Here is a 24935-nt window from a genome sequence, read left to right on the forward strand (position 1 = left end):
CCCGACGATTTCGGCCAGTTTTTGAAGACGTGGTAAGTACCCGAGCTTTTGGCCGCACATCCAGGCCTTCAAGTTCACCAATAACACGCCCCCCTCCCCCAGACGACATGCCCTCGCGAACACGCCTCGCAAGCCCTGCCGAAACAGGCGAGGTGACCTCAGAAGAGATTTCCCGCGATGTATCAACACCTAGTGTTGCCGACATTTTGGCGCCCTGCTCCGGCGCCATCGAAATTGCCGCTAGATACACGGTGTCCGGCGAGGACGGCCCATGGCGAGCGCCGAGAATATACGTCGCGGCAACGCATAACGACGTAAACGCGAGGCTGGCGGCCAACAACGGCCGTGACCGGCAGCGCGGCGGATTTACCGTCAGCCACGCGCGGTTCTCCGAGCCAAAATCGGCGGCGCAACGTGCACGTGGTCCGTGCAATGTACGCAAGTCAAACACGCGTAATCCGGCTCGATGGCTTGTTACAAACAGAGCGCTTCCCCGACCATATGGCGGCGGCAGATTAGAAAAGGGCCTCGCGACCGGGACCGCAAATCGATCGGCGATATCTTGCATGCTCATGATATAGACGGTTGATCTTTGTGCACTCGACGTTCCAATAAACATTTCCTCGGTCAAAACCACTACCCGGTGCTAACGTCGAACGCAATCATCGGCAAGCCGGCCAGTCAGGATCGAGATGACCCACGGCCAGCTTGCTCCTGCCATCCAACGCGCGACTCCGTCGGACGAATCGAGATGCCCGGATTCCACCGCACTACATAACGACCGCCCGCGCAGTCAATTTATCGATGAACTCAGTGGCCACCTATCGCTTTGCCAGCGCTTGCGGTCTGCGCGTCAGTCTCTCCTTTCTGCTCAAACGAGGGGACGGCACTGCCTCTTGTCGAGCCTCCCGTTCGAGCATGTACTGCCAGCCTGAATAGGCCCGCTAACCGAGCCAGGCGACATCGATACCGATACACCGCCAGTACCTCTACACAAGCGGCGTCTTATGGGAAGACGGATTCTGGATATTCATGGAGATCACCCGCTTTCTCAGCCATCGGGATGTATCGGTCAGAGGCGAACAGCGCGGGTCGCCGGCTCGATAAAACGGAGCGGGCTCCCGCTCCGCGGTAGGCTTACCACTGGTACGAAGCACCCATGCCAATCGTATTACCGCCGCTCGACAGGCCTATGCCGGCCTTCATCTTGAGGTTCTTCGTAATGCGAGCCTCCCCGCCAAACGCCACCGCCTGATAGCCTTTGTAGCTGGCACTTCCGATGCCGAACGACAGCGTCTTGTCCGGATCTACGCCAGGTATCATAGTCAACGCTGTAGCTGCCGCTATGCCCGAATAAGCATTACGCGACACTCCGTTGACCTGATCTTGCAGCCCGCCGACCGCACGGTCGAGCTGTCCCTTGGTCGTCGCATCCGACGCGTTCACGCCATCCGCGATGTTTACGATCCGGCGGTTGCCTCGATCGGAGCCGTCACCGAACGAGACCGTGTTGTCCTCGTTCGCGACGGCACCCGCACCAATCGCAACGCTGTTTTCGCCCCGGGCAGTCGAACTCTGGCCGATCGCTGTGCTGCTCGCCGCGTGCGCCTTCGAGGCAGCACCAATCGCCGTCCCGCCCATGCCATCCACCGCGGAATTCGCACCAATCGCAGTGGCGTTGCTCGCCCCATCCTCGATCGTCGCGTTCGAGCCGATTGCCACGTTATTACTACCGTTGCCAGGATTAGCCGGCGTCAGGCTCTGGCCGTTATCACCGGTACCCGCCGAAAAGTCACTAACACGTCTGCCGGATTCGCCACCGACAACTTCGATCTTGCCAATGCGACTGTCCACGTTGTCCAGCCGGTTCTCGAAATCGCTTTTCAGTGACGAAAGCTGACCGTAGTTGACAGCGTCGTACTGGTTCTTGCCGTCGGCAACGTTGGCGAGAATCACCGGCCCCGCCGCCGGCCCACCTAGCGTGACCGAACCGTAGTTTGGGTGCCCTTGGGTATCGAGGTCATAACGCACCGCCAACGAATCCGTCGCGCCATACACCGCTGCGGCCTGAACCGCCTCAGACACGGTCGAGTACTTGTGACCGCCCACTTCAATCGAATTGACGGCAATCTGCCCGCTCTCGTCGACTGTCGTGTCGCCACCAATCGCGCGAGCGATGCTCTGAGCGGAACGGTGCAACTGCGATCCGTTCACTGCGTCGAGGCTGTCGGCCGTTACCGCCCCATTCGCGACGTTATGTAGACCGACGGCATTGCCAGCAGCCCCTAGCGTGACGGACGCGCGATTCGGTAACCCGTCAACGTTGCGATCGTAGGTCACCGTCGCGACTGGTTGTCCGGTTTTCGGATCGATCACACCACTGTTCGCAATCGCGTCCGTTAGCTTCGAAATGTCGCCCGAATTTGTCGTAACGCGCTCGTCGAGGTTGCTGATTGCCGCACCTATACCGTTCACCATCACCGAACCGCCTGCGAGCGAATAGCGTGGTGCGGAGATCGTTCCGTCCTCGCTCACCGACGCTCCCCCACCGAGCGCGTTGGCTACACTCTGCGCCGTGCCGAACAGCTGTGAACCGTTCACCGCATCCGTACTCGCCGCGCTCACCCCACCCACCCCTACGTTTTTCAGCGTCGTGCCCTTCTCGCCAGACAACGTGATCGAACCCTTCGTCGCGTCGTCGTACGCAACCACATTCGCATCCACGCCACCGCCGCCGCTCTCCGCCGCTGCCGCAATCGCATCACCCACATTCCCGTACGTCTTGTCGCCCACGCGGTACGCCGGTGCCTTCACGCTACCGTCGGCACTGATGCCCGCGCCACCGCCCAGTACCATTGCCACACCGTTCAACTGATTCACGTTCACAGCGTCGTTACCCTGCGTACCCGCCGCCACGTTGACGATCTGGCGCACACCGGCCACACCGCCGCCTACCGAGACGGTATTCGCTCGATTCGCCCTCGAACCGGTTCCCAGCGCCACCGCACTGCTCGCGCCGTCGTCAACGCTACTATTGGCGCCAAGCGCCATTGCGTCGGTCACGTTCGGTTGAATGACCGCGCTCCTGCCCAGCACAACGCCATTGGTCGACCCCTCGAGGGATTGCGCGCCGTCGCCTATCGCAATCGAGCTATCGCCCAGCGCGTACACCTTGTTGTTGCCCACCGCGATCGCGTTGACGGCATTCGCTTTCGCCCGCGAGCCAATGGCTAGCGCTCCCGATCCATTGGTCGTGACCTCTGAACCGATCGCCACTGAGTACGGCTGATCCGCACCCGTCGCCGCCATGTTGCCAATCGCTACCGACTTGGACGAAAGCGCGAAGCTTCGCAAACCAACTGCGACCGCATCCGCACCAGCCGCTGCCGAACCCAAGCCCATCGCTGCCGCGCTCACGCTAGTCGGATCGCCGTCGCCAATACTTGCGCTATTCTCAAGGCTCCCGTCCGCTCCCATGCCGTCAACCGCTACCCACCCTCCCGCGCCATGATATGCAATCGCATTCAGCTCGGATAGCAAATTGGATTTCTGGGTAGCGACACTCAACTTCAACGCTCCCAACGCGTCATACAGTTGCGAGCCATTGATTGCATCCGTGCTTCTCGCCGAGACATCCCCCTTCTTCACATTGACGATTTTTCTCTCGGCGCCTACATCGCCTACAGACACCGTCATCGCTTGGTCAGCGACGGAATTCGCACCGATCGCAACTGATCCGGGCTGCTGGGTACGCGCACCAGCACCCAGCGCCAGCGAATTCTGGCCACCAGCTGCAGCCCGAGAGCCGATCGCGACGGCCTGGTTACCACTCGCAATCGCCGCTGCCCCGGTCGCCTTAACCTTGATGTATTTCAAATCGATCGTACCCTCGGAGAGTTCGCGCTTCACGTTCGACATCCCCGCGTTCAACTGGCCAACGTTTACCGCGTCGGTGTCGGCCGCGCCCGCCGCCACGTTCTTCAGCGCAACCGGGCTCGTCATATCTCTGCCGATCAACGTTACTGAGCCGTGATCCGCCGTGCCGTCCGACATCCGGTCATACGTCACCACATCAATCATCTTGCCCGTCTCGTTGTCCACCAAGCCTGAGTCAGCAAGCTGATGCTTCAGGCCTACAACGTCCGACGCATTCGTCACCACGCGATCATCCAGATTCGACATCGCCTCTCCGACGGAGCGTGCCGTCACCGTGCCGCCGTTCAGCAAATATGTCGGCGCTGTTAGCTTCCCGGCCGCGTCGACCGTCGCCCCCCCACCCAGCACACTCGCTACGCTCTGCGATGCGCCAAACAGCTGGGAGCCGTTCAACGCATCCGTGCTCGTCGCGCTCACCCCGCCCGCCGCAACGTTCCGCAGTGCAACCGGACTCGTCGCATCCATGCCGACCAGCGTCACCGAGTCATGATTCACGGTGCCGTCAGGCTCACGGTCGTATGTCACCGCTGCGTTAGTCTTGCCCGTGTCGTTATCTACTAGGCCTGACTCCGCAAGCTGATCCTTCAGACCTATAACGTCCGATGCATTGACTGTCACTCGACCGTCGAGATTCGACATCGCCTCTCCAACGGTATGCGCCGTCACCATGCCACCGTTCAGCGAATATGTCGGCGCCGTTAGCTTTCCAGCAGCATCCACTCTCGAACCGCCACCGAGCGCATTGGCTACACTCTGCGACGTGCCGAACAGCTGTGAACCGTTCACCGCATCCGTACTCGCCGCGCTCACCCCACCCACCCCTACGTTTTTCAGCGTCGTGCCCTTCTCGCCAGACAACGTGATCGAACCCTTCGTCGCGTCGTCGTACGCAACCACATTCGCATCCACGCCACCGCCGCCGCTCTCCGCCGCTGCCGCAATCGCATCACCCACATTCCCGTACGTCTTGTCGCCCACGCGGTACGCCGGTGCCTTCACGCTACCGTCGGCACTGATGCCCGCGCCACCGCCCAGTACCATTGCCACACCGTTCAACTGATTCACGTTCACAGCGTCGTTACCCTGCGTACCCGCCGCCACGTTGACGATCTGGCGCACACCGGCCACACCGCCGCCTACCGAGACGGTATTCGCTCGATTCGCCCTCGAACCGGTTCCCAGCGCCACCGCACTGCTCGCGCCGTCGTCAACGCTACTATTGGCGCCAAGCGCCATTGCGTCGGTCACGTTCGGTTGAATGACCGCGCTCCTGCCCAGCACAACGCCATTGGTCGACCCCTCGAGGGATTGCGCGCCGTCGCCTATCGCAATCGAGCTATCGCCCAGCGCGTACACCTTGTTGTTGCCCACCGCGATCGCGTTGACGGCATTCGCTTTCGCCCGCGAGCCAATGGCTAGCGCTCCCGATCCATTGGTCGTGACCTCTGAACCGATCGCCACTGAGTACGGCTGATCCGCACCCGTCGCCGCCATGTTGCCAATCGCTACCGACTTGGACGAAAGCGCGAAGCTTCGCAAACCAACTGCGACCGCATCCGCACCAGCCGCTGCCGAACCCAAGCCCATCGCTGCCGCGCTCACGCTAGTCGGATCGCCGTCGCCAATACTTGCGCTATTCTCAAGGCTCCCGTCCGCTCCCATGCCGTCAACCGCTACAAAACTCGGTGTAGCCTGAACTTCCCCAGAGAACATGTTGGCAACAAGCAGGTCCTTACGGGATTTCAGATCCGAAGACAGTTTGTCGGTCCGATCGTAAATCTTTTCGATGGCATTGGACAACTGATTGACGTTAACCGCGTCGTTCCCTTCGACACCTTCCGCCAGATGCGAAATACGGCGCTCATGCCCCGCATCGCCAACCGAAACCTGGTTCGCCTCGTCAGCAACGGAGTTTAAACCGATAGCCACCGAGTTCAGTGCGGTCGCGCGCGCCCCCATGCCAAACGCCAATGCTCCGCTTGCAGTCGCGTTTGCTCCCGAACCAATAGCAACCGAATTTGCTCCCACGGCCATAGCATGAGCGCCACTTGCCTTGACCTTGATATACCGCATTCCCAGCGAGCCGTCTGCCAGGCCACCAGTGATCTCACCACGCACCTGGTTCAATTGCGAAAGGTTGATAGCATCCGTATCATCAGCGCCAGCTGCAACGTTCTTCAACTGCACGGGAACCGACGCCGCCCCCCCCCCGAACGTCACACTGGCGCGTTTCACATCGTCATACTTCACGCCGTCGCCGTTCAGCGAAACATTAGCGAACGCTTTGTTCATTTGCCCGAATGTCACCGCGTCGCTTGCTTCGGTTGCGTCGGCGACATGGGTGATCTGGCGCTTCAGCACTTCGGAGCCAACCGAAACCTCATTACTTCGCTTCGAAACTGAAGCGGATCCGATCGCGACCGAACCCGCTTTCTCGACAGCCGCGCTCCAGCCGACAGCAATCGCACGTTTCCCTTTGGCCCTGGATCTGCTCCCCAAAGCGATCGAGTCGTCGCCGATAGCCTGAGCGCCTCTGATCGCATCCCCACCAATGGCGATCGAATGCTCTCCGCTGGCGACCGTTGTGAGGCCAGGCGCGCCGTCCCCACCGCTGCCCAACGCGACCGAGCCCGCTCCAGTGGCGATTGAGCCGATTCCAATCGCGGTACTACCCGTGCCGGAAGCAACGTTGTAAAGCCCTATCGCGGTGGCCCCGGCTCCGGCAGCATCGTTCCCGATCCCGCTTGCCGTCGAGCCTGCCAGTTTCGCCTGGTTCTGCATCCCGGTCGCCGATGAGCCCGCACCTAAAGCCTTGTTTCCACATCCTGCGGCAAACGAGTTGAACCCCCAGGCAAGGGTAGCCTGACTACTCATCGGGTTCGTTTTTCCGCCACCCATGATGTCGGGATTAGCATCGTAGTAACCAACTTGCACACCGTTGATTGTCGTTGGTGCCGGGTGCGCGGCATCGGGTCTAGTAACCTGCGATGTCATTCCAAGCAACCAGCTCAGATTTGCCTTGCTCATGACCAGCCGCTGACTGGCCAAGCTCAAGCAATCGTCGTCGCCGGTTATGACACTCCCTTGGGGACCCGCCCCGATATAGCTTTTGCTCAACCCTCCAAAAGTCTGGTTCGTGCCCCCATCAATATTTGACCCTTTGCTACCCCCACCTGCGATTACAGTACCCGCCCAAACCCCCCCAGATGACATGGCAGTTACGGCAACCACACCCGCCGTCACCGCAGCGGTTTTTCGGCCACACGCATTCATGAACTGCTTTCGATGTCTCCGCGAAGACTGCCGGCTTATTCGAGATGTCGCGACTTCAGAGGCAACCGCCCAAGTGCCGTTGGACGCGTTCCACACCACTTTATACGACTTGTTCATCATATTCCTCAAAAACCCAATGCAAACCAGCGCTTCGTTACCGCAAAGGCTTGCCACGTCTACCAAGCGATCGAATCATCATGCTCATTCATATGCCGACCGATTGCACGCAAGCGATGCAAATACGGCAACCAACGCTCCAATTCATGATCCAGCTCATACCGTACCGGAATCGATCCGCATCTTTAAATGCAAACCACGACAATCACCGGCTCAATCGAAATGAGGTGCAAATTATCCTTTCCGGGCGCACTTTGCCGTATAGCACATTGTCCCAAAGTTACCATCCCATTGTCCGAGCCCCCTCCCGAGATAAGACTTCGCCTATTTCCATTTTTAAATAGCTCATTTTCAATCCCATTCAACACCTGAAAATTTCGCCTCAATCAATTCATAAAAATTTCAGAAAAATAGACGGACTCATAAAAATGGCAACAAAAATTTAAAATCCGCTACAATTTCATTGTAGGCACGGAGCAATGCTGCCGAATTGCGTTCGGGAACGGCACACGCCTGGCCGCGATCCTAACTGGCGCGAACGTCAGCGATGTTACGCAGTTGCTGCCGCCGGTCGACGCGATTCCATAGATTCGCGGCCTGCTCGGCCACCCAATTCAACGATCTCGCGTGACCTACGCCGATCGCGAATACGACGCCGAGCGGCATCGGCGAGCCCTGCGCAATCGCGGCGTCCAGCCAGTGATCGTCAAGCGCCGGACCGGACACGGCTGCGGCCTCGGCAAGTATCGTTGGGTGGTCGAACGCACGCACTCCTGGCTCCACAGTTTTCGTCGCCTACGCACTTGCTTCGAGCGACGTGCTGACATTCTCGAAACATTCCTGAAACTCACTTGCTCGCTTGTCTGTTGGAACATTTTCAGGCGTATCGAGCAGCCTTTTGAAGTGGCCTCTTAGTAAATTTTAAGGTCACCTCGCTATGATTCCATCATGATGAGATACGCCACCACCCCCATTCATATCGCCCAGCATCCTCGACCTTCACCGGAAAAATCTGACAGGCGTCGCTAGGGAAACGCTGATTAATAGGCCAACGCGCGAGCTTGTCGTCGATGCTGACGCGCAAATTCCGGATGCCGAAGTGAAGCGCAGCGAATTCGGGGAAGTTTGCCCCGGGAAAGCGCCTCATTTCCTGCATTTTTCATACAGGTGACGGACTACTCCCGTGAACCGACCGAAACCGGTTTTGCGCAATCACCAAGTTCGCCAAGGCGAACAGGCTGAACAGTTGCGCCGTGTTCTTCGCCAGTCCCTTGTAGCGCACCTTGCGATGGCGGAACAGGTTCTTGACAACATGGAACGGATGCTCGACCCGCGCGCGGATTTGCGCCTTGGTTCGCTCAAGCGCGATCATCAGATTCTTCAGCGCACGATCCTGCATCGCCTTGATCTTTCCTCGCTTGGCCGCCACGCGCCACTTCACCGACTGGCCCTTCATTTCATTGAGCTTGTCTACGCCGATATAGCCCGCGTCGCCGAACGCTTCTTGTTCATGACCATGCAACAGCGCGTGCGCTTGCGAAACATCCGACACGTTGGCGCAAGTGCCGACCACGCTGTGAACCAGCCCCGAATCGGCATCGACGCCGATGTGGGCCTTCATGCCGAAGTGCCACGCGTTGCCTTTCTTCGTTTGATATATGTCCGGATCGCGACGCTTCTTGGCGTTCTTGGTCGACGGCGGCGCTTCGATGATCGTCGCATCGACCAGCGTGCCTTCCTTCATCATCAGCCCGCGTTCGCACAGCGATATGCCAATCTCGTCGAACAGCTTGCGCGTCAGGTCATGTTCGAGAAGCAGGCGCCGGAACTTCAGCAGCGTGGTCGCATCCGGCACGTTCTCCACGGCCAGATCAATCCCGGCGAAGGCCCGCATCGCGATGCTGTCGTACAGCGCATCCTCCAGCCCTTCGTCCGACAGGCTGTACCACTGCTGCAGGAAGTAGATTCGAAGCATCCGCTCCAGACCGATCGGCGGGCGCCCGCGCGTTCCTTTCGGGTAGTACGGCTCGATTGCCGTCAGCAATCGCGACCACGGCACGAGTTTCTCAATCTCGTCCAGAAAACGCTGGCGCCGGGTCACGCGCTTCTTGTCCGCGCTTTCCGCTTCCGCAAAGCTCGTTTGCCGTTTCATCGTCGTGGGCTCGTTCCGTGAACTATCTTCTACAACGTCCTCGGCTGCGTCAGCGATGACCACCGAGCCGGATTAATCAGTGTTTCCCTAGCGCTAATGTAAAAAGGTTTTTACGGAACAATCGCTTCATCAAGAAATTACCAAAAATTTTCTAATTTTATTTATACATTCCCTCGATCAACCACGCCAACTCAAGCTCAACACGCCAATAAAGATTTATCGCGACCACCAACGAAGGGCGAGCAAGATAATCAATACAGGCACCCTCGATAAAGAGCAGTTGATACCAACGCCGATAGACGGGACCGTTTCGAGGCTGGTCAGATTATTGATCCGCAAAGGCGCTCACACTGCCGAAGCTTGGATCTTGGTCAAACAACACGTCGGCGAACGATACACCGCTAGCCAACTATTATAGGTTCCGCGAGTTCCCACCCAACCCGCCCTCGATCCCCGTGATTTTTATGATACAGTGTTTACAATTTTTAATATTTTTACGAAATCCGGATCGTGCAACCTCTCCTTGATTAACCGACAAGAACCTTGCCCCTCGGCCGACACCGGCACTCACCTGAAATTCTAATTTCATCTGCAAACTCGATTACTTGGCGACCGGGCTTTTCGCACCCGGCTTATCGGTGCGGAAAAACGACTCACAACCGTCTACACACAATGCCAACGCTGCTCAGCCACACACCTGCAACACGACCATCTGTCCCAGTAGTATGAAATCAGCCCTGATCTTCCCGTGACTCTTTGCCGGGGACATCAGGTCTGCCCGGAATCAACCCGCCTTGTTGTTTCGGGAACTGACGTACAAGGTAGTCGGTGACCTGAACTGCCCCTTCGACGCTCTTCGTATAGGCAGGTCCTGTTTTGTACTTCCCATGAATCACAATCGTCGGTACGCCGCTTATCGAATAGCACTTAGTCAATGCGACCGACTGGCTGACTTGCTCATGCACGCCGAACGAGTTGTATGCAGCTAAGAATTTCGATTTTTCGATTCCTTGTGTCGAGAGAAAATCGGCCTGCGATTGTGGCGTTAGCAGATAGTTTCGGCGCTTCAAAATGGCGTCGAAAATTGCCGGCGATATTTTATCGGAAACACCAAGCGCAGACAGTGCGTAGAACAGCTGCGAATGCGGAACATAATCAGAACGGAACGCGACGGGGATTCGCTTTAAGTCGATCTTATCGGCGTTTTTCCGTACCCACGGCTGGATTGCCAATTCGAGGGAATGGCAATGCCTGCATCCATACCAGAAGAATACGATGACCTCAATCTTGCCAGGCGGTGCCGAGAAGGGCGCTGCCGATTTCATCACCTCGTAGTCCGTGCCGGCAACTGGTGCGGATGGCGAGGCCAATGCGAAGCCGGCTGCCATGTTAAAAGTCAGAAGAAGAATACCAAGCAGAATTTTCATGGGACAGTGTATTTCTGTTCGTAGATTTCGTTCGATACAAACGAGCGGTTGACACGTATGAAAGCATGCTAACCGTCGCACACGGGCGTTCGATGGGGCAAGGCTGGGCGGCACCGGGAATGCGTCAAAACCATGCACGATTCGCGACAAAATCGCACCATCCGCGGACGAGTCTTCACAGTGGCAGGCATGTTGGCATCGGCCTAGTACCATGCATGCCAAGCCCCTATAGGGTTCATACATCACCGGCATGCTCGATCACCAGCCGCTGTACTGGAAGAACTTGCACTTGTAAAGCTAATCCAGAGCGATGCCGAGAACCCGCCTGTAAGTCGGCTGCTCACATGCGTCGCCGCCAACATCCTTCCTTGCTTTCATCAGCATACGACTGCCGCTCGAAGACAGCTTGCAGTCCCTCCCTTTAACAGAACACGTTCACGACTCGCTCTTGTCTTTGAGCAGGCCAGCGAAGCGCGAAGTCGGGCCGGACGCTTTCACAGCGCGATGCCAGTGGGGATCGTCCGTTGAAGTCCAGTCTGTCGCCATCGTGATCGGTCAACTTCGTACTAAAGAAATAAGAGACACGCCTGAAAAACACAGGCGCAGTGTCCTCGTCTTCCCGGCCAGCGCCAACCAACATTGACGAAGTCTTAACGAAAATGCCTGCGCATCCGTGAAGTGTTCAGGATGTGTTCAGGATGATGGATGAACGCCAAGTCTCGGGGGAGACTGCGAACCGCGTTGAGTGCTGGCGAGACGACGCAGAGCAATTGGGTTCATCACCACGCACCTTTGTCGACGGTCATCACGGCATATCGAAAATCGGAAAAGGACATATGAGCACGCAATCCGCGATTCGTTTCAATCTCAAGCTAGAGCGGCTCGTTGCATGCGCATCGATGTTAGTTGCACCGCATGCAATCGCGCATTTACATCGCCAGCGCTCCGCACACCTCGCTCCCAACGGTACGCCCATGGACGAGGGCACTCATGCGGCAACGGTTTTTGAGTTGATTCCCCCTAAAAAATAGAGATTCCACATTGCGCACCGGCTGCTCTCCAGGTGTTCCGGCGACGCGACTCCACGTGATTTTCAACGAGCGGTTCTAAGCGGAAAGTTTATTGCCGAGCATCTACCATTCACTCGCCCCAATTGCCATGACGTTACTCCACTTCCAGCCTGGACGCCCGATAGGTGTCCCACACCCCAAACTGCATTCGGTTGCCGCAGCTGCTGCGTTGGCTTGCCTCTTTCTGGATAACGGTGCAATAGCGTCTCCTGCATTGAACGAAGTTCGATACGACCGCAAAGCACTCGAGGCTTTGGGTGTGGACTCTGCTCACGCCGACGACCTGCTTGAACAGGTTGCGCGGACAACGGGCGTTCAACAAGTTGGTATCTACCTGAATGGCAAGTATCTTGGCGTAAAAGAGGTTGATTTCAACGAGAACGGCGAAGCCTGCCTGAGCACAGAACTATTGGATACGTTCGGCGTGAAACAGAAGCTTGTCGCGCTCGACGATGACGGCGGATGTCTCAATGTCGCCGCGATGCCTGGGATGCAACTGCGATATGAGAAGAAGTCCAATGCGCTAACCATCAGCCTGGGGGACTATTACCTCAATGACACGTCTGTTTACAAGAACGTTCAGGTTGGCGGTTACGGTACCTTTTTCAACTACAACATCGCCACCAACTACAGCACCAGTAACGGATCCAGTGGAAGCTCGACGACGGCGCTCATGTCATGGGGAGCTAACCTTGACAGCTATCTGCTGCGCACCGACTTCGCTTACAGTCGTTTCGGGTCGTCGTCGGGATTCAACTACGCTAGGAGCAGCCTGAACGGTGCGTATGCGGAAACGGACATCGCGGATGCGTATCGCGTGCGTGCCGGATATATGGCCGTCGGCAATTCGATGTTCGGCGCCGGACAAATCTATGGCTTTACCGCCAGCAACAACGTGGGCCTGCAAAGTGGCGGCGCCACCGTGGACATCAACGGCTCCGCCACCGATTTCGCGCAGGTCGAGGTGCTCCAGCACGGCCGGGTGGTTTTCAGCAGACCGGTCCCGGCCGGCCAGTTTGCGTTCGAAGCGGTGCCACTGCAGACCGGCTATGCGGACGCCGAAGTGCTAGTGCGCACAACCAACGGCGGCGTACAACGCTTTACCGTGCCCAAGGCAGCATTCAAGGTCAGCCGAGAAGCATCGTCGAACTTTTCCGTCTTCGCGGGACAGATCGATGCGTCTCGCAGCCTCGGAAACGGGCCTGTATTGGGCGGCGAATACAGGCTACCGTTCAACAACGACGTGCAGCCTTACTTTGGCGCCCTGCTGGCCAGCAGGTACACGGGCATCGGCGCAGGCGTGAGCTACAACTGGATTCCGGCAGGCGTGAATGGAAGCACCAGCGTGACCCTCGCGCGCAGCGGACGCCACGGTGATGTCGGGACAAAGTTCAACACCACGTTATCGGCGCAGGTACGTGCATTCAATCCATATTTTTCGGTCGACTGGCAGAGCCGAAAATACCGGGATCTGGGCATGAGCCAGTTGGATCTTCGGACCTGGACCGGGTCGCAAGTCGTGCCACGCTATACCGTCGCGGCCGGCGTCAGCGTACCCGTTGTCAGCCGCTTAAACCTGGGGCTGTCAGCGGCCCGCTACACGCACTACAACGAACGCGCGAACAATACGCTGACTTTGAATTCCAGTTACGCGGCATCCCGCTTTACCCTCGGCGGCAGCCTAAGTTATGGCTGGACGTCGAACGAATCCGCATCGGGCCCACGCAGATCATGGCGGGAAACACGTCGTAGAGGCAACTTGTCAGCTTACCTTAATCTGACCATTCCGTTCGAGATCGACGGCAAATCCGGCTCGTTGACGTCGTACGTTTATACATCGCCGAAACAGGCTCGCTTCGGCAGCAGCATCAGCCAGAACCTCACCGAAAACCTAAAGTTGAGCGCAGGCATGGAGCGCAGCGAGTACGCAGGTTCGCCAATCAACCGCCATTATGGCCAGGCTTACTGGCGCACTCCGTACGCGAATACCAACTGGTACTACTCCGGCACCAGTCAGGGTAGCCATTCTTATGCCGCGAACTTCATCGGTTCCGCCGCTGCGGCAAAAGGCAACATTGTGTTCTCCTCCGAACCGGTCCGGGACTCGTTCGCCATACTAGATACAGGAATTCGTAGCTACGTCGATGTGAACACACCTACCGCAAGGGTGACCACAAATCGCGACGGCTTGACCGTCGTCCCGCAGCTTTTTGAGGGCAAGCCCAATATCACCGCCATCGTCACCAAGACCTTGCCGAACGGTGCATACGTCAAAAACCCGCGTCAGGAAATCAGCATCAAGCACGGCGCCGTCGGTAAAGTCGAATTCGCTTCCGATGACGATCGTCAGTATCTATTCCGGCTAACGTCTGGAAGTTCAAGGTTTCCAATGGGAACGTTAGTCACGGACAGCAATGCGGACATGCTCGGCTACACCGTCGACGAGAACGTGCTGATGCTGAACGAGAAGGGGGTAGCGCGCCTCGCCGAAGGCGGAGCCCGCTTGACCGACAGTGGTAAGAACGCCTGCCGTATCGACAAGCAAGCGCTGGATCTGCGCCATGCAACGGACCTTATCGATATTTCTGTTTACTGTGGAGATAAGCATGACTAAATACTATACCACCGTGACCCTGACTGCCATGATGAGCATTGCAATTGCCGGTGGCACAGCGCACGCACGATCCGGTTCGGCCGTCCAGCCAGACACATCCGTACTGGTCATAGAGGAAGCTGACAAGGAAGGCTCCATCGGTGTGAAGAACACACAGGATCAACCCGTCCTGCTGTACACCAAGATCCAGCGTCTAGACGACGACGACCTGGATGGTGCGTTGGTCCCGGTGCCTGCAGCGGTACAGGTGCAACCCGGAGAAACGCAGGTCGTGCGTGTGCTGTTTCGCAGCAACAAATCGCTAAGCAAGGAGCATCTTGCTCGCGTGCAGTTCATGGGCATCCCACCGTCCCACGAGAAGGCAGGCCGCGTCAGTCTCATGATTGGCCAGGATTTGCCGGTCGTCATTCGTCCGAAGGGATACAGGCCCGTGGAAAACAAATGGGAGTACCTGAAGTGGCGTGTCCAGGGCGACCAGCTTTGTGTATCGAACGACACGAAGATGGCCATCCGTTTTGTGAACGACGTCACTTTGCAGCCCAACAATGTGCCGGTGAGCATGCCCAAGGCCTATGCATTGCCGTCCTCAGAAAATTGTACGGCACTACCCGCCGGATATGCGGCGCAGGCTGGCGCAACAGTCACGTTTTCTGCTGTATCCGATTACAGCTATGTCGTCAACGATCGTAAAGCCACACTCGACATCGCGAGGGAGTCAGCTTCCGAAGAACGCCCTTCTGGCGGACAAGCACCTGCGGGCGAGCTGGAATCCCGAACTGAAAACAAGCACGAGTAACCGTCCAGTACCACATATCTGGTAACTCGAGGCATATCCGAACCGGCGGCGGACGATCCGATCGTTCTCCGCCCCCCTCGCAGCTGTCTTGCTGCAAAACATGGGTTTCCGAAATGGAAACATCATGCCGTCAACTATCTCAATGGAGAAATTCAACATGCGTATCATCAAATTTACCGCGCTTTGTGCATTGATGGCCGCCGGTGTCGCTCACGCTGACACCGCCGACGTCACGGTAAAAGGGGTGATCACCCCGCCCGCTTGCCAAGCCTCCTTCACTGGCGGAGCAGACCTCGATTGGGGGAAGATTCCCCATGCGAACCTCAATCCAACGGACTTTACGCAACTCGATCCCAAACCGGTAACGCTCTCGATGCAATGCGCCGATGGCCTGAAAACCCGTGTCGCCTTCTGGGCACAGGATCCGAACAAGGATTCGGCGCTGGCCGCTAAGCAAATCGGTGGGCTTCCGAATGGTAACGAGCAAGCTCGAATCTTCGGTATCGGCAACGACCCCGTTAACAACAACAAGATTGGCAACTTTACGATGATTACCAAGTCTTCATCCTATGACGCAACCGAGAACAAAACGAACTTCGGCTGGGCTGGTCACGGCGAAACGATAACGGCCTTCTCTCCGGTTCAGTTCGGCTGGGGATACAATCAAAACGAGCAATATACGGTGCTTGACGCCGCGTCGCAGCCCGCAAGTGCCAATGCGTTTACTTTCTCGTTCGACGTGGTACCACAGATCAACCACGGCAATTTGATCACGAACACTCAAGAGGTTCCGTTCAACGGGAAGGCACAGTTCTTTGTCCGCTACTTCTAAAGCACCGACGCAATAACATGCTCAAATAAGTCGTAGGTAGGTGAAACATACCGGCGGGCTAATGCCTGCCGGTTTTTGCTTGTACGTCTGGTAGACGCACCTTGATCTCTTTGGCATGGAAAAACTTAGATTGAGCGCGCCGTTCGACGAACTTATTCGACCGCCACCGCGATCTACAGCAGCCACATGAGCAAAGTACGATTTTTCAGCTATTGCCAAAAACTTCTTTAGAAAATATAAAAATTATGCAATCAAGAAATAAATCAACATCACCACCCAAAATTCACCACCTTTTCATACCAAAATCACACAAAAAAAGATGAATTGGAAGTAAGCCGATTCCTATTTTTATTTTAAATAGGCCATTTCTGATTTTCCTTGCCGCCCACCCTCGATAGCAGCTCTCTTGGTATTCTTTAAGTCAGTCTTGTGTGGAGGATTGCGAAATGACTTGGCGCGTTGTGCTTGCAGATGATCATCCAATCATATTGCTCGGCTGTCGGGTCATCATCGAACATGGTGGGCTGAAAGTAGCTGACGAAGCGCGCAACTCAAGTGAGCTCCTGCAGATACTGAGCCGTATCGCTGGCGACGTTCTGATCACCGACTTTGCCAGGCACCGGGCACGCCGACGGCTTGGCCATGTTGGGCGCGATCCGACGGGAATACACCGAATTGCCGTTCATTGTACTGACGAATATGACCAATGCCGGTCTGCTGCGCGCGATGCTACTCGGCATCGTGGCAAACGGCGCCGAAAGGAGCGAGTTGCAGGCCACTCACAATTCAGGTGGTCATGAGAGGATCCGATTATGTCAATGACAAATTACGACACAAACTGGCCAAATTCGGGATGACTTCGGCGGAAAGCCACACGGCAGCCCGTTTGACAACTCGCGAGCGGGAAGTACTGCGTCTTCTGACCGGCGGTAAATCACCAGCAGAGGTTTCTAAAATGCTGCATCGAACAATCAAGACGGTCAGTTGGGCCAAGATATCGGTCAAGCGCAAGCACGGCCTTAAAAGGGATGCCGACCTCTACGAATACGCACGCAACCTGGGACTCAATGTGTGGTGCAATCTGAGGACGAATCCGCCATCGTACATGGCAGGGCAGCCACGGCACGTATCGATGGGCGTTCGAACGGACCCATACCTGACTCGATGGTTTTCGCTGACTTCACACTCGCTTCGATCGTCGTGCGGACATTCACAAAGCTTTCCTCGAATTCGGTTGCCCTCTCATCTGCTGGAAAATATTAAGGCTTCCCGAGTAGGTTTCTGAACGTGCGATTTAGCGCTTATACGGCAGAGCAACAAACAGCCCAGCGCAAGCATCGTGCCTTTCTCGGGCGACGCCGGCCACGTCGCTGACATTCAGCATCCTGCGAAGCGGCTTCGGGCGAAGGCTGCTCGTTGTCTGGTTGTTCTAGCCGAACGTCAATCTGCGTGTTTCACCATTGGAGCAACCCAAGCGACGACGCGTGCTGTTCGCTTGGAGGCCGTCATTGACGACACGGCCGCGCGCATTACCCCTCTTTCGCCAACCGTCCGGCGCATGGGCGCCGGTCTGGCTCTACTGGAGAAAAGCAATGTCTCAACACGCTGACGACGTCGAAATCGCGGGCATTACGCCAGGGTTTTGCGCGACGCGGAGCCTGCCCGGCTCGGCTAGCCCCGTGGTTGCGGTATGGCATGACGACGGCGACCACGACCTCGCTTTCATGCTGCCGCGCGACACCACCGTCGAGCAGATCAACCAAGCAATCGCAATTTACGAGCGGGGCTATCGACAAGGGGAAGTGTATGGCGTGGCAAAGGCTCAACGCACATTCCGCGAGGCGATCGGACTCGGGCACCTGTGACCAGTACGAAAGGGAGCCGCACAAATTCTGACGATCGGGTGTATGTCGTGTCGTCCTCGCGAAGGCTCCGCCGCTAGGCATTGGCATAGATTGTAGAGGCCAGCAGCGAGGCTTGGCCCGGCCCTGCTGAAGTACTTGATAGCCACGCCAACTGCACGCTGAACCATCTTGACCTGCCTGATTACTTCGGGCGATTTCAATCTTGGAGAACGGCCTCGGTTGCTTCAGTTGAACAATACCGCGGCTTGAACTCGTTGGGCGTCAGATAGGCCAAGCTTGAATGCGGCCGGATGGCATTGTAGTGACGCCGCCACTGCTCGATCACAACCTTCGCTTCCGTGCGCGTTCGAAACCATTCAAGGCTCAGGCATTCATCTCGTAACTTGCCGTTGAAGCTCTCGTCAGCGCCGTTCTGCCAAGGTTTGCCGGGATCGCTGAGCGCCATGTCCATGCCGTGCCGGGCAGCCCATTTCAGAATGGCGCGTGACACGAACTCCGGGCCGTTGTCCGAACGCAGGTAACGTGGCGCACCGTGCAAGCTGACCAGCCGTGACAACACTTCGATCACCCGCCACGAGCGAATCGACCCTGCCACATCGATGGCCAGGCATTCGCGCGTGTATTCGTCGATCACGGTTAGACACTTCAACTGCTGGCCGTTGGCGCAGGCATCGAACACAAAGTCATAGGCCCAGACGTACCGGGCCGTCGTGGCAGGCTGAGGCCGCGGGCGATGCACTGATACTCGCCGGCGTGGGCGTTTGCGAGGCACTTGCAAGCCCGCGAGACGCCACAGTCGCCAAGCCCGGTCGGCGCTCATCGGATGGCCTTGCCGATCCAGAAAAATCTGGATGCGGCGGTAACCGTAGCGCGGATATTGTGCCGATAAAACACACATCGCCGCCAGCACCGGCGCATCACGCCCAGCCAGCCTCGACTCGTAATTCAGGGCCGACCTCGCGACCGACATCAGCGCGCACGCTCGCCGCTCCGACAGACCACGCGCTTTCGCGTAGGCAACCTGCTGACGGCGAGCGGGCGCGCTCACCATTTTTTTGCGTTGATCTCCTTCATCACATCAAGTTCGAGATCCCGGCGGAACTATCGTAGCAAGGTTTGTGGTCGGCGAGCGCCAGTGCGGGCAATGCCACGCAACGTGCTAAGCGGCGGGTACGGCCCGCGTACCGGAAGCGTGTGTGCCGACTGGCCCTACTCTTGGGAGCGCGTGATCGAAAAGAGGCGTTCAACCGTCTCGTCCAGACTCCCGAGCAGCTTGAAGGCACCTTTCGTGAGTATCCGCTGATTCGCTCGTTCCGCTTTTATGCCTTGTGCATTGCCACGCGTCTGGCGTGCCAGCGCGCGCCCGGTGAGGTCTGGCAGTGGCTGGCCCGGTTCCGCGCCGAACCACCGGTACTCCATGATCTCCAGATCTTCCGTAACGCCCAGCCAAACCACACACCCGCTCGGCGCGTGGGCCAACCGCTGGTTGATGGTCACCTGTCCTCGCGAGCCGTCAACCAACGACACCTTGAACTGAACGTGTCGCATCGCGCTACCGCAGCACATGACGAGGTCATAGCCGCTCGAATCAAATTCCGCACGCAGGATCTCGACGTTCAGGGCGCCGAGCTGCCAGAGCCGCCGCATGGCCTCGCCGACGAAGATGTGCTCGACAATCCGCTCCCGCAAAACCGAGTATTCAGCATACCTCGCCCGGGCATCGACCATTGCATTCGATTCAGCTTCCACGTTCGCTCCGCTTTGTCTTTGACGGTGTTATGTCGGACCTGCTGCTTGCTGCGCTGCGTGGCGCTCGACGAGCGTTTGGTGGTACCACTCGCCAAACGCTGCCGAGCGCGGGACATCAAGCTCCAGGGTGTACGCGTTCTCGCAGGCGCGTTCAAGCATCCAGCGCGCAGTCTCTTCCAGATCGGCGGTGATCTCGGGTTGCTCGTAGTCACTAAAGTGCTTGAGCGCGTTCCGCACGCGATTCGCTTCGGCAATTGCCGCTTTGCGATCCACCGCCGCATAGCGGTTGACCCGGCGATCGAGTGCGACCTGCCTGCCGCGTCGGTTCACCTCTTTGCCCAACACCTCCTCGGCTGCGGCCGCGAGCGTGATCACAGCCGGAAAGGCGCGGTGCTCGAGAAACAGCATGAGCGCTGCATCGAGTTGTTCGAGCGCAAGATCAATGCGGTGGTAGGTTTAGGCTGGCACGAGTCGCCTCTATTTACGGTTATGAACGTTGGGTCGGTCGATACGCGTCATCGCCTCAACTGGCAGTAGCGAGGTTTTACGCCGGCTTCGGGCCTTCTTCCTCTGCCGGGCGCGCGGCAGGCTGTGCCGCTGGATCCACGACCCCCAGTTCGCGCCCGAGAGGGGTCCCGGTCACGACCCGTCGGATTAAGCGCGCGAGGCGATCGGTGTCAGGTGCACTTAAGATCGATTGGCATGCATTCACGAAGCGCTCGGTAGCGTTGCAGAAGTGCGGATCGTAGTTTCGCCGCTCATTTCGCATGCGAATCATGTGCTTCAAGAAGAAGGCTCGGTCATCCATGCCTGACTGGCGAATGGTCGACTCGAAGTCGAGCGCGGTGGCGTTCTTCATCGCGAATTCTTCGGTTGCGCCCCATCCGCTCTGCTTGACGATTCGTCTCACCACCTCGAGCAGTGACGCGTTGGCTGTCTCGGCAACATGTCGCACGTCAGCCCGAATCTCTGCTGCGATGGCGGGGTGCAGCTCACTCAGATCCTCATCCGCATCGCGACCGGTTTTCTCCCGCGTCCGAAACTCATCGATCCATGCTTGCACAAACGCCTCTCCCACTTCGGGCCCACCCGGCAGTTGAGCGAGCTCGTTGACCAGGATCGTCACGAGGTAGGCGTCCCAGTACTTCGCGTGAGGAATTGCATTCCTGGCTTCGTCCACCAGCCGCTGGTCGCTGGAATCGATATCCCAATACAAGCGTCGACTCAGCGCCTGCCCAGTCTGTTGCGCGAGCAGTTGATCGGCTTCCCGTTGGTAGCGGTCGAGAATATTCGTCACCCCGCTGGCATCGAACTGGCCGTCTTTCAGGAAGGCGATCACGAGCTCCTCGAATTCGTCGCAGCTCATGATGCCGAGCTCGCGCAGCAGCTCCCGCCATTTGGCGCGCCGCGCGGCTATCTCGTCCTTGCTTCCCTTCTCGTCGTCCCACTCCACCTCATCGCGCGCGTGATCGAAACTGCCAGCATTCAACACAAAATCGAAATCGGGAGCGTCGTCCATGCCGTGGTAGTGAATCGTGCTCAGCAAAGCGATCGAGGGGATCGTTCGATCGAGAACCTCCGGCTTTAGCGCGCGCTCTGCCAGGATGCGATTGACCGCGCGAATGATCCTGCGGATGACGCGGATATTGTCGACGCCCAGCATGTCGACGACCGCTTTCGTACGAGACGCAAAGTCATCGCGGGTTCGGGTCTGTGCCTGCGCGATCTCGAACGACTCTTCTGGCGTGGTGATGAGCCGCACCTCTTGATCGATGACCTTTTCGCGCAACGTGGCCCAAGCGTGCTTCGCCGCGTCGTCGAGCTTGTCATCGTTCAGAATCAGAAGAAAGCGAGCGTCATGCTGCTGCGTCAGTTCGTCGATAAAGCCAAGGATCTCGTCGACCGACAGCTTCGGATGCTTCCGCTCAATATCGTCCACCACGACAATGCGACCATGGAGAAACTGTGGTGCTGCCAATAGGGCTAGCTCCTCGAGCGCACCAAACCCCCGGTGAAACCCTTGCATGATTTTCGAGCCCGCCAGCGCGATCTTTCGGATGCGCTCGGCCCAGGCCGAATCGTCTGCGGCCACGGGCACCGCCGCGCGCAGGGCCTTGAGTAGCAACTGATTGATGTCCGAGACGCCGAACATGCTCACATAGACCGCGCGGGCAATGTCCTCGTCTCCACTATTGTCTTTGATGTCGCGCCACAAATGGCTCTTTCCCGTGCCCCACTTCCCCGACATCGCGACGACCCGGTTTTCCCGATCGCCCAACGCCGCAATCAAATGCTCTCTTGTGTCTTTCAGCGTCATGGGCACCCCGCATGTTGTTCTTCGGACCGGCTGAATTTACGTCCTCTCACGCGCTGGTGCCAGTCCGTTTCGCCATGCTTCGCGTGTTCGCGCCGTCTCCGCTCGCCGCATTCACGTGCCGCGCCGCTCGAGCGCACTCACGGTGCACGACTACTTGGCCGCGCAGATGAGCTTGAGAAATCGCTCGCTACATCTCCGGATGTCTGCGATCGACTGACGATCTCTTGGTGCATGCGGAATGGCCCAGTACTTCGATTCATTCCATCCGAGCTCGCGCGTCCTGCCTTGCACGGTCTTCTGCGTCACGAAGCCCCAGAACCACAGATCGTCCCATACCAAGAGCTCCTCATCGCGATACCCAAGATCATTGTGGAAGTACCGGCCGACGTTCGGGGCGGAAATTGCTTTTGGCCAATTGATGCGAGGGGCAAGCGTCTCAAAGATCGTCAAGATCACCGCGTCAACCGGCAATCGCAGCTGGTCGCCCTCAAGCACGCGGGTATCGCGCCAGAACTTCGCGCGCAGTTTCGGCGTCGATTCGATATACGCCAGGTTGCGCACGAACAGCGCAGCGGTCTTCGCGCCCCAACCGGGTTGCAGTGCAAGACCGTCGACCACGCGCAGTTTTCCATCGGCTGTCACGAGCTTGCGGAAGGCAGCGAAGGTTCGGTGCGCTCGTTCATCCCGGACCCTGCTGAAAAACTGACAGATCGGGTCAAGTTTCGGTCTCGACTGCGTCTGCAGCACCCGGTGCATCAGTAGCAACGCCCGATCATCGACGGTCGCCGGCGACAGCGACTCGCCGATGAAGCCATGTTGAATGACCGCGTTGACGTGGTGGTGTTCGACCAAAAACGCATACAGTTCCGTGATCGGTTTCGGCCGTGTTGTCATCATGGTGCCCGTCGTTCCTTGTGCTTATGAATGTGGGCGTCCGGATCCCGCCTGACGCCCGCGTTGCTCCCCGTCGCCCCCGGTGTCCTTCTTGCGCCGCCCGCAGCCCGCTCGGCAGATCATTGACAACACCGCGTCGACCCTACTCGCCGCGTCGGGCCGCCAGCCGCGCGTGATACTTCGCCGCCTCCTGCCGCATCCGCTGCTGTTCCGCGTTCACGTAGATCGTGGTGGTCTGCAGCGACGCGTGGCCCAAGACCTGCTGCAGCACCTCGAGCGCCATGCCGGCCGCCGCGGACTGCGTGCCGAACGTGTGCCGGAACGCATGTGGCGAGGTCTGAGCCAATTGGCGCCGGGTTGGCTCGGCGAGGCCCGGCAGCTGCTCGAGCAGGCGCTCGAGCGCGCGCGTGACCACCCGTCGTGCCGCGCGTGGCGTATAACCAGCCACCCGCGTCACCTCACCCGCGTCCGTCACGCCGAACTTTTTTCGCCCGGCCGCCGTGGGCGGCACCACGGTCGGCGCGACGAGCGGCAGACCCGCCGCGCCGCTGTCGAAATCCAGTCCGCGGTCCTGCCAATGGTCGCGCAGCGCCTCGATCGTGTCGTCCGTGACGGGCACGAAGCGTTCCTTGTGACCTTTGCCGATCACCCGTAGCAGCCACGTCGCCGGCGTCTCGTCGTCGGCCGGCCACCATTGCAGGCCACCGCGCTCGACCGTCACCGCTTCTTCAATTCGCAGGCCCGCATCGCCCATCAACAGGATCAAGACGCGGGCGATGCGCCAGTCCCGGTCCCTGCGGCCCCTGCCCTTCGCTGCGCGCGGCGAGCTCGGTCCGCACCCTCGCCCAGACGTCGATCGGCAGCGCCCGTTGCACCTGCAGCGTGGTCGCGCGCTTCAGCGGTTTCGGATCCGCCACCGCGACCCACGGATTGCCGGCGAGGTAACGCACTTTGACGAGCCAGTCGAACGCCGCGCGCAAGGTGCGCACCGCATAGCGCTGACTGTCGAGCGACAGCGGCTCCAGCGAAAACGGCCGCCAGCGGCCCGAGCCGCGCGGCGCCCGCAGGCCGCGAAATGCGTCCGACGGTGACGCCAGAAAGGCCTTATACGCTTCGCAGTCGTCGACCAGCATCGAGGACATCGGCCGCCCGCGCTCGAGCACGCACCACAGCACGAAACGCTCGAGTTCGCGCCAGTACGCGCGCTGCGTCGTCGCCTGACCATCGTAGCGGTGCAGGTACGCGAACACCGCGTCGAGATCGTGCGCGGCGGCGATGTACGGAAACGCCGGCGCGCGATTGACGCCGGACGCGCCCGCCAGATCCTGCGGCATCCTCAGCCGGTGGATCGGCACCAGCTGATCGCGGCGCAGTGTGACGCGCGCGCTTGGCTCGGCCACCAACCGGTCGACGCTATCGACGTCGACGGCCACCGTATCGCCGATCGTCTCGGCGTGCCGGCGCAGCCACGCGACCAGCATGCGCGCGCGCCCGACGCCGATGCGCGGCACCGAGCGCCACCAGCTGCCGCCGCGCCGGTTGCAGTACGTGACGAGCGCGCCGAGCGTGTGCACGTCGACGTCGGCGAGGCGCTGTGCGACCAGCGGCCGGAACCAGCGTGCGATCGCGTGGCCGGGCGCCGGCGCCGCCTTCGCCCAGCTGCCGGCGGCCTGCTCGATCATCTGCAGCGAGACCGGCGAAAGAGGGTTGGCCGGGATTCACAAAAAATCCGCCACATCGCAACTTAAGGTACTGATTCTAAATAAGATTGGGTGATCGGGTCTCGATCCGATTCGCTTAGCAGGCCGTTGAAATACCCATCGACTGGACTCGGACGTTTCCCGCAGATGGCATGAATTCGCTCAACGGCTTCGCGATGCGTTTCATCGAGCC

Annotated in this window: 12 protein-coding genes and 5 pseudogenes; 8 read left to right on the forward strand and 9 right to left on the reverse strand. The window is 58.6% G+C overall.

The window, feature by feature from the left end; translation table 11 throughout:
* Positions 1 to 1137: 1137 nt before the first annotated feature.
* Positions 1138 to 7329: a YadA-like family protein gene (locus tag FB600_RS35255; RefSeq protein ID WP_145758165.1), complete on the reverse strand. Its 6192-nt coding sequence runs from the start codon at positions 7327 to 7329 to the stop codon at positions 1138 to 1140.
* A gap of 498 nt (positions 7330 to 7827) precedes the next feature.
* Between FB600_RS35255 and FB600_RS35260 the strand changes: the two are divergent.
* A pseudogene (locus tag FB600_RS35260) lies at positions 7828 to 8241 on the forward strand (transposase); the annotation flags it as partial.
* 244 nt (positions 8242 to 8485) lie between these two features.
* Here the strand turns inward: FB600_RS35260 and FB600_RS35265 are convergent.
* Both FB600_RS35265 and FB600_RS35270 read right to left on the reverse strand, forming a co-directional pair.
* Entirely contained in the window at positions 8486 to 9478 is a 993-nt protein-coding gene (locus FB600_RS35265; RefSeq protein ID WP_145758164.1) for an IS5 family transposase, read from the reverse strand.
* 731 nt (positions 9479 to 10209) lie between these two features.
* Positions 10210 to 10905 carry a thiol:disulfide interchange protein DsbA/DsbL gene (locus FB600_RS35270; RefSeq protein WP_145758163.1) on the reverse strand — a complete coding sequence of 232 codons (696 nt, stop codon included), beginning with the start codon at positions 10903 to 10905 and terminating at the stop codon, positions 10210 to 10212.
* 836 nt (positions 10906 to 11741) lie between these two features.
* On the opposite strand from FB600_RS35270, the gene FB600_RS35275 reads away from it, so the two are divergent.
* From FB600_RS35275 to FB600_RS35300, 7 genes and pseudogenes are all read left to right on the forward strand, one after another.
* On the forward strand, positions 11742 to 11936 hold the full coding sequence (locus FB600_RS35275) for a hypothetical protein (RefSeq protein ID WP_145758162.1): 195 nt from the start codon (positions 11742 to 11744) through the stop codon (positions 11934 to 11936).
* 91 nt (positions 11937 to 12027) lie between these two features.
* Entirely contained in the window at positions 12028 to 14589 is a 2562-nt protein-coding gene (locus tag FB600_RS35280) for a fimbria/pilus outer membrane usher protein (RefSeq protein ID WP_261383544.1), read from the forward strand.
* Entirely contained in the window at positions 14582 to 15385 is an 804-nt protein-coding gene (locus FB600_RS35285; protein WP_145758161.1) for a fimbria/pilus chaperone family protein, read from the forward strand. The genes FB600_RS35280 and FB600_RS35285 overlap by 8 nt, the downstream gene beginning before the upstream one ends.
* A 157-nt stretch (positions 15386 to 15542) precedes the next feature.
* Complete coding sequence (locus FB600_RS35290) at positions 15543 to 16217, forward strand: DUF1120 domain-containing protein (RefSeq protein WP_145758160.1); 675 nt, start codon at positions 15543 to 15545, stop codon at positions 16215 to 16217.
* Positions 16218 to 17070: 853 nt separating this feature from the next.
* Positions 17071 to 17208, forward strand: a pseudogene (locus FB600_RS38010) (LuxR C-terminal-related transcriptional regulator); the annotation flags it as partial.
* A gap of 103 nt (positions 17209 to 17311) precedes the next feature.
* Positions 17312 to 17494 (forward strand): annotated as a pseudogene (locus tag FB600_RS38015) (IS5/IS1182 family transposase); the annotation flags it as partial.
* 315 nt (positions 17495 to 17809) lie between these two features.
* Positions 17810 to 18082, forward strand: a complete 273-nt coding sequence (locus FB600_RS35300; protein WP_145758159.1) for a hypothetical protein — start codon at positions 17810 to 17812, stop codon at positions 18080 to 18082.
* Between the two features lie 196 nt (positions 18083 to 18278).
* Here the strand turns inward: FB600_RS35300 and FB600_RS35305 are convergent.
* From FB600_RS35305 to FB600_RS35330, 6 genes and pseudogenes are all read right to left on the reverse strand, one after another.
* A pseudogene (locus FB600_RS35305) lies at positions 18279 to 19177 on the reverse strand (IS3 family transposase); the annotation flags it as partial.
* 114 nt (positions 19178 to 19291) lie between these two features.
* Positions 19292 to 19831: a hypothetical protein gene (locus tag FB600_RS35310; protein WP_315898362.1), complete on the reverse strand. Its 540-nt coding sequence runs from the start codon at positions 19829 to 19831 to the stop codon at positions 19292 to 19294.
* 27 nt (positions 19832 to 19858) lie between these two features.
* Entirely contained in the window at positions 19859 to 20239 is a 381-nt protein-coding gene (locus FB600_RS35315; protein WP_145758158.1) for a hypothetical protein, read from the reverse strand.
* 136 nt (positions 20240 to 20375) lie between these two features.
* Positions 20376 to 22148: an NTPase KAP gene (locus FB600_RS35320; protein WP_145758157.1), complete on the reverse strand. Its 1773-nt coding sequence runs from the start codon at positions 22146 to 22148 to the stop codon at positions 20376 to 20378.
* 150 nt (positions 22149 to 22298) lie between these two features.
* Entirely contained in the window at positions 22299 to 23045 is a 747-nt protein-coding gene (locus FB600_RS35325) for a hypothetical protein (protein WP_244102825.1), read from the reverse strand.
* A gap of 139 nt (positions 23046 to 23184) precedes the next feature.
* Positions 23185 to 24745: pseudogene (locus tag FB600_RS35330) on the reverse strand (phage integrase family protein); the annotation flags it as partial.
* Between the last annotated feature and the right edge of the window lie 190 nt (positions 24746 to 24935).

Source organism: Burkholderia sp. SJZ089, from assembly GCF_007828315.1.
Lineage (GTDB): Bacteria > Pseudomonadota > Gammaproteobacteria > Burkholderiales > Burkholderiaceae > Burkholderia > Burkholderia gladioli.